General features: G+C 68.8%; 12 protein-coding genes. 7 read left to right on the top strand and 5 right to left on the bottom strand.

The window, feature by feature from the left end; genetic code table 11:
• Together K338_RS0114255 and K338_RS0114250 are read right to left on the bottom strand one after the other, a co-directional pair.
• The coding region (locus tag K338_RS0114255; protein WP_027286860.1) for a helix-turn-helix domain-containing protein at positions 1–220 on the bottom strand (220 nt) is incomplete at its 3' end.
• Positions 221–1,122: 902 nt separating this feature from the next.
• The gene (locus tag K338_RS0114250; RefSeq protein WP_022918845.1) at positions 1,123–1,338 is read right to left on the bottom strand and encodes a hypothetical protein; all 216 of its coding nucleotides are present in this window, start codon (positions 1,336–1,338) and stop codon (positions 1,123–1,125) included.
• Between the two features lie 178 nt (positions 1,339–1,516).
• Between K338_RS0114250 and K338_RS0114240 the strand changes: the two genes are divergently transcribed.
• The gene (locus K338_RS0114240; RefSeq protein ID WP_022918843.1) at positions 1,517–1,765 is read left to right on the top strand and encodes an addiction module protein; all 249 of its coding nucleotides are present in this window, start codon (positions 1,517–1,519) and stop codon (positions 1,763–1,765) included.
• The gene (locus tag K338_RS26645) at positions 1,762–2,082 is read left to right on the top strand and encodes a type II toxin-antitoxin system RelE/ParE family toxin (protein ID WP_084481217.1); all 321 of its coding nucleotides are present in this window, start codon (positions 1,762–1,764) and stop codon (positions 2,080–2,082) included. Before K338_RS0114240 ends, K338_RS26645 begins: the two co-directional genes overlap by 4 nt.
• A gap of 82 nt (positions 2,083–2,164) precedes the next feature.
• Here the strand turns inward: K338_RS26645 and K338_RS0114235 are convergent, their stop codons facing one another.
• Positions 2,165–3,172, bottom strand: a complete 1,008-nt coding sequence (locus K338_RS0114235; protein ID WP_022918842.1) for a LacI family DNA-binding transcriptional regulator — start codon at positions 3,170–3,172, stop codon at positions 2,165–2,167.
• A gap of 148 nt (positions 3,173–3,320) precedes the next feature.
• On the opposite strand from K338_RS0114235, the gene K338_RS24630 reads away from it, so the two are divergent.
• Genes K338_RS24630 through K338_RS0114215 form a run of 5 tightly spaced genes read left to right on the top strand, consistent with a single transcriptional unit; the run spans position 3,321 to position 8,448 of the window.
• Positions 3,321–3,920: an HAD family hydrolase gene (locus K338_RS24630; protein ID WP_051154835.1), complete on the top strand. Its 600-nt coding sequence runs from the start codon at positions 3,321–3,323 to the stop codon at positions 3,918–3,920.
• Between the two features lie 3 nt (positions 3,921–3,923).
• Positions 3,924–4,916: an HAD family hydrolase gene (locus K338_RS24625; RefSeq protein ID WP_051154833.1), complete on the top strand. Its 993-nt coding sequence runs from the start codon at positions 3,924–3,926 to the stop codon at positions 4,914–4,916.
• Between the two features lie 21 nt (positions 4,917–4,937).
• Positions 4,938–5,837, top strand: a complete 900-nt coding sequence (locus K338_RS0114225; RefSeq protein ID WP_022918841.1) for a DUF8171 family membrane protein — start codon at positions 4,938–4,940, stop codon at positions 5,835–5,837.
• Positions 5,834–7,630, top strand: a complete 1,797-nt coding sequence (locus tag K338_RS22880) for an ABC transporter ATP-binding protein (protein WP_022918840.1) — start codon at positions 5,834–5,836, stop codon at positions 7,628–7,630. The genes K338_RS0114225 and K338_RS22880 overlap by 4 nt, the downstream gene beginning before the upstream one ends.
• Entirely contained in the window at positions 7,630–8,448 is an 819-nt protein-coding gene (locus K338_RS0114215) for an energy-coupling factor transporter transmembrane component T family protein (protein ID WP_022918839.1), read from the top strand. The genes K338_RS22880 and K338_RS0114215 overlap by 1 nt, the downstream gene beginning before the upstream one ends.
• Before the next feature lie 109 nt (positions 8,449–8,557).
• Here K338_RS0114215 and K338_RS22875 read toward each other — a convergent pair whose 3' ends face one another.
• Both K338_RS22875 and K338_RS22870 read right to left on the bottom strand, forming a co-directional pair.
• Positions 8,558–9,373, bottom strand: a complete 816-nt coding sequence (locus tag K338_RS22875; RefSeq protein ID WP_157612475.1) for a galactose-binding domain-containing protein — start codon at positions 9,371–9,373, stop codon at positions 8,558–8,560.
• Between the two features lie 50 nt (positions 9,374–9,423).
• Positions 9,424–11,046 (bottom strand): alkaline phosphatase D family protein, encoded by a 1,623-nt coding sequence (locus tag K338_RS22870; RefSeq protein WP_022918837.1) that lies wholly within the window; start codon positions 11,044–11,046, stop codon positions 9,424–9,426.
• Between the last annotated feature and the right edge of the window lie 34 nt (positions 11,047–11,080).

Genomic DNA, 11,080 nt, shown 5'->3' with positions numbered 1-11,080 from the left:
CGACCTCGTAGCTGGTCCTGGTCGCCATCGTGTGCGGCCGCGAGGACCGCTCGTGCAACCCCCCTTCGCCCTCAGCCTGGTAGCGGTCGATCCAGGTCTTGACGCACTTGCGGGACACACCCATCGCGGCAGCGATGTGGGCCTGCTTCCAACCATCCCGGTGACGGTCGACGATCAGACGCCGACCATAGAAGGTCAGGCGGGCATTACGGTGTGACACGGAGCCTCCTTGTGGTGGTGCAGCCTTCGAACAGCCACACCCCACTCGGAGGCTCCTCCTAGGTCAACCAGACCCGCCGAGTGCTACCAACCTCCTGGCCGGGTACATCTAGACGCACGCCACAACAGCGCCCGCGGCCGAACGTAACGCCAGGCGATCCACCGAGCCGCGCACCACCAGCTTCGCATCCACCACTTCGTGGCACGTCTCGCCCGGGCAACGAGCGCCGCCCGCCGAACCATCGCCATCCGACCCGTCGGTTGCACACTCCCGAGTTGGCTCATTTCGTTAGTGCGTGAGGTTGATGTCGAAGGGGAGCATCCCGACTTCGCTGTGAGAAAGTCGGAATCTGTTGTGATGCCGCGGTTGACGCCGCTGAGGTGACGGTCCGCATCTGTAGCCGGCCGGAGACGCTGCGCAGACAGCAACTCTCCAGGTGCACGAGGGCGGGCAACTGGGCTCCGCCACGCCGACCGCGGTGTTTGACATGCACGGTTGCGCCGCGCCCGACAGCCTCCAGTCTCGGCTGGATTGAAACACGGTGCTATTGACGGTCGCTGCTTGCAGCGCATCCGATGGTCGTGGCGGCAGCTCAGGATCGATATTGGAGGCCTCGTTAGTGCGTGAATCTGCACCGACGCCGAGGCATCGTCGCTGGTCAGCCCATCCTGGTCGGCCCGAGCAAGTACGCGTGAGCCAAGTCAGGCCGAACCATCGCCATCCGACCCGTCGGTTGCACGCTCGTTCGGTGCGAGCCTGCCGCTCACTGGTAATGACCACGCCCACGCCGAGCTCCTGAATCGCCCCTGCGGGCAGTGTGCCCGAGCTGCGGTACCGCGTCCCCTGGTGGTTGTACTCATAGTGCAGGGCGCCCTCGTACACGTACAGGACGTGTCCGCCGTTCACGTCCCCAGAGCCAGGAGCACGCCGCTGCCCAACGAGGTGGCCTCGACCCGGGCGCGCAGACCGTAGGAGCGGTCGTAGATCGGCGGAGTCACCTCGCCGGGGACCAGACTCATCCCGCGGTACAGCCGGTAGGAGCGGACCCGCCGGGGAGAGGCTGGCGAGTAGTACTTCGCGGCCCGCTTGGCGAAGTTGCGATCGTCCAGTGGAAACACGCCGTAACGCTCGGCCTGCGCCAGGTCGTGGCAATCGGAGGAGTCTTCCTCCAGGTGATACAGCTCCTAGACGTCGTCCTCATAGCGACTGTGCCGCTCGTGGTCGGCCACCGCCTTCCAGCCGTCGTGCTGTCCACAGGTCACTGCCGTGCGGAACGCCGGAGCGTAGACTTCTGTCATGTCGATGGACGCATCGGAGTTCTACGAGGCGGGACTAGCCCTGCCTCCTTCTGTGCGCAAAGACGTGGCGCTGCGCTTGCTTGACTCGGTAGAAGGGCCCGCCGCGGTCGATGCTGCATGGAACGCGGAGATCAGCTCGAGGGTCGAGGACATCCTCGACGGCAAAATCCAGACGATTCCAGGTGAGCATGTCTTCGCTGAGTTGGCGGAGCTACGCGCCAGCCGACACGGCGCACAGCACACGTGACCCTTGAGCTCCGTTTCCATCCGGAAGCCCGAGCGGAGTTGCTCGCAGACGTCAAATGGTATGACGACCGCGAGTTCGGTCTCGGTGGACGCTTCGGACTTGCCGTACGTTCTGCGGTTGACGCCGCGGCACAGTCTCCTGACTCATGGGCGCTCTGGCCCGGCTGGGACCGCGAACCGGTCGTGCGGTCCAAAGGAGTCGGTGACTTCCCGTACCGCGTCGTCTACGTGGTACGAAACGAGTCCCTGATAGTGGTCGCCGTTGCCCACACAAAGCGCCGGCCCGGCTACTGGCGTGAACGAGTACCCGCAGCCTGATCGGCCGGGGCAACCTTCGGCACGGCCAGGCATCCCACGATCTCCGCGCCCTCACCCACCCTCGTGGATCAGCACCAATCGTTCATGAGCCCCACCGCCGAGCCACCGCCCCCCGCACCACCAGCTCCGGTTCCACCACCTGGTGCCGTGCCTCTCCCCCAGCCATCAGCTCCGCCAGCTGGTCCATGGCCAGGCGGCCCATCTGCGGGCGCGGCTGGTCCACGCTGGTCAGCGCCGGCCGCAGCGCCTGGGCAAGCGCAGTGTTGTCATAACCGATCACGCTGAGGTCCTCCGGTACCCGCAGGCCACGATCCAGCGCCGCAGCCACCACCGCCGCAGCGCCGCGGTCGTTGGAGGCGAACACCGCCGTCGGCCCGTCCTGCTCCCCCGCCGCGGCCACCAGCTGGTCCACACCACCGTCCCACTCCGGCGCCACCTGCACGAACGCACCCAGACCCGCACCCACCATCGACTCCTCGTACGCACGCCGCCGCGCCCTGGCCGCCGCCCGCTGGGACATCGTCAGGTGCGCGATCCGCCGGTGCCCGAGGCCCACCAGGTGCTGCACCGCCAGCTGTGCGCCGGCCTCGTCGTGGTTGGCCACCGACCCGATCCCCGGTGGCAGACCCTCCACCCGGCCGACCACCACCATCGGCTGCCGCGTCGCGGCACGCGCCAGCACCGCCGGACCCAGCATCGCCGACAGCACCACCACACCGTCCACGCCCAGGTCGCCCAGCTGGGTCAACCTCCGCTGCAGCACCGCCGGATCGCGCCGGCCGTGGCTGAGCAGCACCTCCAGCCCCACCTGCTCCGCAGCGTCCTCGATGCCGTGCACGATCTCGGTCTGGTAGTCGCTGCTCAGGTCTGTCAGCAGCACCCCGACCAACCCGGTCCGGCCCTGCACCAGGCTGCGCGCCCACCGGTTCTGCCGATACCCCAGCCGCTGCGCCTCGGCCACGATCGCCGCCCGCGTCCGCTTGCCCAGTCCCGGATCGCCCCGCAGCGCCAGCGACACTGCGGACTTGGACACTCCCGCCGCGCGGGCCACGTCCAGGATGGTGACCTTCCGGCCGTTCGAGCTGCTCACTCTCTCGTTGTAGCAGCCGGAGGCAGCGCACACCGACCCGGTTCTGGAACGTTCCAGCCCCGTTCATCTTCCGGAGGCCCGGCCGACACCCGGCCTGCCTAACGTCGCACCCGGTGGGACCAGAGCGGTCCCGCTGAGAGGAACGACGATGAGCAGCACCACCCCTTGGCCCGCACCGGAGGCCCTTCTCCTGGACTTCGGTGGGGTCATCATGCTCACGACCAAGCCCGACGGCGGTCGCCAGGCCGCCGTAGCCAGAGTCGCCGAGCGTCTCGCCCGCTCCGGGCACCACCTCCCGACCGAGGAGCTCGCCCAGTCGCTGCAGGCGGGCCGTACCGCACTGAAGCTCTGGAAGAACGCCGCGAGCCGTCGGCGGGCACCGCGTGAGCTCAGCCCGGCGGAGATCGTCGGCGACTTCCTCGCCGCGGACCTGCCCGACGGCGCCCGCGAGCTGCTGCTCAGCGAGTCCGCCTGGTTGCTGGACGTGCTCACCACCACGATCTCCGCGCACACCGTGCGCCCCGGCATCCGAGAGCTGCTCACCGCCGCCGAGGAGCGGCAGATCCCGGTCGGTGTGGTCTCCAACGCCCATTCCGGTGCCAGCCACCGGCGCCTGCTCACCAGCCACGGCCTGGCCGAACAGATCGCGGTGCAGATCTACTCCGACGAGGTGGGCGTGCGCAAACCGAACCCGGCGATCCTGCACCTGGCCGCGGACGCGCTCGGCACCCGGCCGGCGGACTGCTAGTACGTGGGCGACACGCTGGACCGGGACGTGGTCGCCGCCCGCCGGGCCAAGGTCGGCACGGTGCTGCTCACCCGCAGCCAGCACACCGACGACCCACCCTTTCCCGTGCGCGCGGAGCCCGATGCCACCTACCCCGATCCGCGCGGCCTGCTCGAAGCGTTCCAGGCTGCCACCACCGCTGCGCCGCAGCCCGTCCCGAGCACCACTGCCGCTACTTCCGGCACACCAGTCACCGGCCGTGCGGCGCTGCTCATCGACCACGGCGGGGTGATCTCCACCAGCCGGCCGGATCCCGCCGCAGTACGAGAGCTTGCCGCCGACCTGGCCGCCCTGCTCTCCTCCCCGGCGGCACCGATGAGCCCCCGCACCGCGCTCCGGCTGATCACCGCCGCGCGCACGCAGGCGAAACGGCTGAAGTCCGAGCGCCGCCGGGAGGTCTCGCCCGCCGAGTTCTGGGTGGAGCTGGTGGGTGAACAGCTGACGGTGCGCCAACGTGCCCTGCTGCGCGCCGAGGCCGGTGAGCTCACCTACCGGCTCGGGCTGCTGAAGAGCCGGCGCACCCTGCGCGAGGGGGTGCTGGAGCTGCTCACCACCTGCCGGGAGAACAGCATGCCGGTGGCGGTGGTCTCCAACACCGTCAGCGGGCGCGCGGTCCGGGCCATCTGCACCGCCCACGGGCTCGATGAGCTGATCGGCGCCTACCTGTGCTCGGACGAGTTCGGCATCCGCAAACCCGCTGCCGCCATCGTCCAGGCCGCCCTGGACGCGGTCGCGGCCGACCCGGGCAAGAGCTGGTTCCTCGGCGACAAACCCGCCAAGGACGCCGCCGCCGCCAGGGCTGCCGGCATCGCCCACCGTGTGCTGGTCCGGGGCGGTAGCACCCCCGACACCGACCTCCAGGCGGCGGTGCAGACCGGCCTGGCCACCGCCGTCGTCGACACCCCGGGCGACCTGCGCGACCTGATCCTGACCGAGAAGACCCTCCTTCCCGTCTGACCCGATCTCGAAAGGCTTGTGATGACCATCCCATCCGCCCCGGAGGACGTCCGGACCGGCACGCTGCGCACTGTCGGCAGCGGGGCTGCACCGGAGCTGTCCTCCGCGCAGAAGCTGATGATCTTCGTGCTGTCGATGTCCCTGTTCGGGCTGTCCAACGTGATCTTGGAGATCATCCCGGACGTGTCCGTCGGCCCGGTCGAGGTGGACGTGTCCTACTTCGTGTTCGTGCCGCTGACCATGGTGGCGCTGTTCAGCCCGTTCTGGGCGGCGCTGGGCGCCCCGCTCGGTGAGATCGTGTTCACCGACCTGCTGATGGGCGACTTCTCCGGCCTGGCGGAGGTGGAGGGCTTCATCCAGATGTTCCTCGCCCTGTACGTCGCCGGCTCGCTGATCCGCAACCCCCGCAACCGCGGTCAGCTCACGTTCGCCGCGATCATGGTGGTGACGATCGACAAGGTGCTCTCCGCGGCCGTGGACCTGACGAAGGTGTTCATCGGGGTGGAGGATGCCGAGCTGGTCGAGGGGTTGCCGCAGTCGGTGCTGCTGCTGGAGGGCATCGGCTTCGGGGTGGACGTGATCATCAGCGGCATCATCTTCGGCGCCCTCCCGGCGATCTGGCTGGTGCCGGCGTTGCACGGCAAGATCGAGCCGCTGCTGGGGATGCGTCCGCGGGTGCCCGGTGAGCCGATCCCCGGTTCGGCGCCACGGCAGGGCTGGTTCGTGCTCGTGGCCGCGGCGCTGACGGTGGCGTCCTTCTTCTTCGCCTTCCTGGAGGCCTGGGACGTGGAGGTCGGCGCGGTGGACTCCGACTTCCGGGACACCTACGGCGACGGTTTCCTCTGGGTGAGCGTGGCCGCCCTGGTGCTGCTGCTGGCCGTGGCCCTGGCGATCGCCCGCCGGAAGGGGAAGCAGCGGTGACCGGGGCGACCGTGCAGGTCCCGGCGACCTCCGCCGTCGAGGACGCTCACGGGCCGATCATCACGGTGCGGGACCTGAGCTTCCGGTACCCGGGCGCGGCGCGGGACACGCTGCGCAACGTGACCCTGGACATCCCCCGGGGCGGCTTCGTCGCCGTGGTCGGGGACAACGGGTCCGGGAAGACCACCCTGTGCAAGACGTTCAACGGGCTGGTGCCGCACTACTGGGCCGGGGAGTTCGCCGGGGAGGTGCGGGTGGCCGGTGTGGACACCTTCACCTCCTGCGTCGCCGAGCTCTCTGCCACCGTGGGATACGTCTACCAGGACTTCCAGAACCAGCTGGTGCGCCCCACCGTGCTGGACGAGGTGAGCTTCGCTCCGGTGAACTTCGGCCTGGCCGACCACCGGGAGCGGGCCACCGAAGCACTGGAGACGCTGGGGTTGATGGACCTGGCGGAGAAGTTCGTCTGGCAGCTCTCCGGTGGGCAGGCGCACCTGGTGGCCCTGGCCGCCGTGCTGGCGATGCGCCCGCAGGTGCTGGTGGTGGACGAACCGGTGGCGGAGCTGGACCCGGCGCGGGCGGAGATGATCTACCAGCGGCTGGCCGCGCTGAACACCGAGCACGGCATCACCGTGGTCACCATCGAGCACCATGCGGAGTTCATCGCGCGCTATGCGCGCTCCGTGCTGCTGATGGACGACGGCGCCCCCACCTGGCACCTGCCCGTCGCCGAGGCCTTCGCTCGTTCGCAGGAGCTGGAGGCCCACGGCATCCCCGCACCGCAGACGGTACAGGCGGTGCGGGCGCTGGGGCTGGGCGGGGCACCGCGTACGGTCGCAGCGGCCGCGGAGGAGCTGCGCCGGTTGGTGCCGGCCGGTTCGGCCCCGGTCGGCTGTGCCCCGGCGGTGGCGGAGACCGGCGCTCGCCCGGGTACCCCGGGTGAGCCGTGTGCTGGTGACGGACGCGGAGAGGTGGGCACCGCCGTCGTCCGCGCGCGGGGCGTGGCACACGCCTATCGGAGCGTCTCCGGGCAGCTGGAACCGGTGCTGCGCGGCATCGACCTGGTGCTGGCCGCCGGGGAGCGGATCGCACTGGTCGGCTCCAACGGGTCGGGCAAGACCACGTTGCTGCGGATGCTGGCCGGCCTGGCCGTGCCTCGGGAGGGGCGGATCGTCGTCGACGGTCTGGACACCCGTTCGGCCTCACCGGCGGTGCTGGCCGACCACGTGGCCTACCTGCTGCAGCACCCGCAGCAGATGTTCCTCACCGACTCGGTGCGCTCCGACGTCGCACTGTTCCCCAGCCAGCGCAAGCGACCCGGGACCACCGAGCTGGTGGCGCAGGTGCTGGACCGGGTGCGGCTGACCGGGCTGGCCGACCGGGACGGGCGCACCCTCTCCGGTGGGCAGCAGCGCCGCGGCACCCTGGCGATCGGCCTGGCGATGCGGCCCCGGCTGTTGCTGCTCGATGAGCCCACCTCCAGCCTGGACAGCGCCAGCCGTGACGATGTGATCGGGATGCTGGCGGACCTGCGCGCGCACATCGAGTGTGCGGTGATCGCCACCCATGACATGCACCTGGTGGCCGAGTGGGCCACCCGGGTGCTCGTGCTGGACCGCGGGCGGGTGCTCGCCGACGGCACGCCCCGGCAGATCCTCTCCGAGGCCGGGGTGCTGGCACGGGCACGGCTGCGGCCCCCGCAGGTGACCCAGATCGGGCAGGCGCTGGGCCTGGAGCCGGTGCCGCTGAGCGTGGCCGAGCTGGCGGCGCTGGTGCGAGGCGAGGAGGCGTGATGGCGCGCAAGCATCGCGATGTGCTCACCGTGGAGTGGGTCAAGCTGGAGCTGATCCGCACCGCCTATGCTTCCCGCGGCGGGCTGTTCGCCCGGATGGATCCGCGGGTGGTGGTCCTCTGGTACCTGGTGCTGGCGATCGTGCCGTGGCTGACGCACAACATCACCGTGCTGGCGCTGCTGTTCGCCCTCGGGGTGGTCTCGGTGGTGCTGGCTCGGGTGGGACCGCTGGTGCTGGGCCTGTTCGTGATCGGGCTCGGGTTCGACATCGTGTACACGGCGGTGGCGTCGTTGTTCTTCGGTGGTGGCTGGGAGACGCTCGCCGCGCTCGGGATGCTGAACCTGAAGCTGGGCGCGGTCTCGATGTTCTCCATGGCCGCGTTCGTCTCCCTGGACCCGGAGAAGCTCTCCGATGCGCTGCTGGCGTTCCGGGCGCCGAAGCTGCTCGCCTTCGGGGTGAGCTACGGGTACCGGATGCTGCCGATCCTGATGGAGGAGTTCATCACGGTCTTCGACGGGCACCGGCTGCGGTCGGCGCCGGTGGAACGCCCCGGCCTGTTCGGCTGGCGGGTGGTGGTGCGCGTCGCCAAGACGGCGGTGCGCTGCTTCTACCCGATCTTCCTCAACACGGCCGTGAACGTGCGCACCACGATCGAGGCGCTGGAGACCAAGGGCTTCACCTACGGCGCGCCCGATGCTCGCGCGCTGCGGCTGGGCACCCTGCGCGTGGCGGGCATCGACTGGGCAGTGTGTGCCGCGACCGCCGTGCTGCTGACGGGCGCGGTGCTGGCCGGGCAGGCGTGGCCGATGTTTCGGTGAGGCGGGCCCGCCACGCCTCTGCCCGGTCGCTGTGGCCGGGGTGGTGTTCATTCCGTGGCTGCTGACGAGGCCGTCGTGATCTTCGATCGCGAGAACGACAAGTCTCGAGTCAGTGCTGGTAGACCTCGAGCTCGATGATCCGCGAGTACTTGTGGTCATTGGAGTCGTGAACGACCACTCGGACCTGGTCCGCGAGCACGTGCGGGAAGGTGATGCTGACGTGTCCTTCTTCGTTGTCGTGCACGGACGCCGTCGTGTGCCAGCCCTCCGGGGTGCGCACCTCGACATCGAAGTCGCGGATGCCCATCTCTGCCGCGGGGTAGGTCGCGGAGTCGAGCGTGTAGACCTCTACCCTGCTGATCTCGTATGCGTCAGACAGTTCGACGCCGAAGACGTCGGGGAACTCTTCCGGCGTACGGTCGTGGATGCCGCTCGCCGCCCACTGCTCGGAGTCACGGTTCCCGTCGACGCCTCCGCACAGGGTCGTGTTCGGATGGGTCGTCGAAGCGAACGCTTGTCGGTAGAGTGCGAGGTTCGCATCCGGACCGTCCCCTGGAGGCTCTTCGATCGTGACGGGGATGGACAGTGTCTGCTCGGCAGCCGCCATCTGTAGCTCGTACTCGCCGGGGGTCGTTGCCTCAGCTGCGGTGACGGTGACGGGTGCACTGACAGCCTGTGTCGGATCTGCTGGCGGCAGGTAGGTGGACCAGAGCTCTCGAGACAGTTCAAGGCCGGGGGAAGCGGTCAACAGTGCGTCGACGAACTCGCCCTCGCTCCCCGTGTTGGTCATGCTCAGCGCGACCTCGCCTCGCCGGTCACATGGCAGGGGCGCGATGGTGACTGCGCCGGGATCGGCGTCAAGAAGGATCGAGGCTCGCGACGGGCCGGGGCCGACTCCCTGCGCAGTGCTCGTGGCCAGCAGCATCGTGGTCAGGGCTCCCATGCCTGCTGCGATGAGAAGATGGCGTCGCTTGCTCATGCTGGAAGCACCCCCGGGTCTCCGGCTTCTGTGACGAACTCCGCGCGGCTGGTGACCGTGCCTGTGTTGGTGGAGACGCGTTCGGCGACACGGTAGTCGGCGAACCACTGCTCCGGCGTGACGAGACAACTGATGTAGCCGCGCTGGTCGTTGTGGAACTTCAGGTGCGGGCACTCGCCAAGGATGGTCTGGCCCCACTGTGTCTCGTCCTGACCATCCCCCTTCGAACTGATCGAGGTGGTGATGAACTCAGCTCCGATCACCGGTGAGTCTGGATCGTAGAAGTCGCGTTTCAGGTCGCTCGCGAAGTTCTGGTGGATGTCGCCGGTGAGCACCACCAGGTTGTCGACGTCGCGATCGGTGAGCCCGCCGAGCACCCTGTCGCGAGATGCGGAGTAACCGTCCCAGGTGGACATCGGCGAGAGCTCACCGGGCCCGGCCAGCTTGTCCAGGTGCGCCATCACCACCTGTTGGACCAACACCGTCCACACGGGATTCGAACGGCCCGCACGGTCCAGGAGCCATTGCTCCTGTGCATCGCCGGTGATCGTGCGGCCGGGGTCGGCCGACTCCTCATTCGGCGCAACCCAGTCGCCGTCTGCGACGATCGGTGACCTGTGCTGACGAGTGTCCAGCACCAAGAAGTTAGCCAGCTGGCCGTATCGCACCTGGCGATAGAGAGGCATCTCCGGCCCTCTCGGGAGCTGTGCCGTGCGCAGTGGCATGTGTTCCCAATATGCCCGTAGCGCATTGGCGCGGCGCACCATGAACTCTGGAGTCTCCAACTTCTGTGAATGCCTGGATGCCCAGTTGTCCTCGACTTCGTGATCGTCCAGGGTCACCACCCATGCCGCGGAAGCATGGGCAGCCTGCAGGTCGGGGTCCATCTTGTGCACGGTGTAGCGGAACCGGTACTCGTCCAAGGTCATCGGTTCACGGTCCACCACATCGGGGCGGGCACCTCCTCGAACCCCACCCTCCGGCTTGATGTGGGACTCATAGATGTAGTCGCCGACGAAGAACACAAGGTCGTGATCTCGCTCTGCGATGTCGCGATGGGCCAGGTAGAAGCCGTCATCCCACTTCTGACAGGACGCAACCGCAAGCCGGATCGCGTCCGGTCGCTGCACCCCGCGGGGCGCCGTGCGAGTCCTCCCGGTGGGGCTGACTTGCGAACCGACACGGAACCGATAGAAGTAGTGTCGCCACGGACGCAAACCCTGCACGTCGACATGCACGCTGTGGGCGTACTCGGGCCGCGCCATCGCTTCCCCGCTGCGGACGATGCGACGGAACTGTTCGTCCTCGGACACCTGCCACTGGACGGGTACGTTGACCGGGTCCAGGCCGCCGTATGGCTCGAACGGTTGGGGCGCCAACCGGGTCCAGATCACGACGGCGTGCGGTAGCGGGTCACCGGAGGCCACGCCCAGGGTGAAGAGGTTGTCCGACGTCGAGGGCGTGCGGGCCTCGGCCGACGACGTGTGCAGGCCGGACAGCGCACCGGTCAGAGCCAGACCAGCGGACGCGCCGGTGCCCGTCAGGAATCGCCGGCGCGTGGCCGTCGCGGCCTGGAGCTCGTCGCGGCGAGAGAGACTTCCTCGAGTCGTTGACTTCATACTTCCTCACCCTTCTCGATCCTGTATCAGCGCC

It is taken from the genome of Ruania albidiflava DSM 18029 (assembly GCF_000421225.1).
Taxonomy (GTDB): Bacteria; Actinomycetota; Actinomycetes; order Actinomycetales; family Beutenbergiaceae; genus Ruania; species Ruania albidiflava.
The sequence above is the reverse complement of the archived record's forward strand: the minus strand, read 5'-3'. Positions and strand labels throughout refer to the sequence as shown.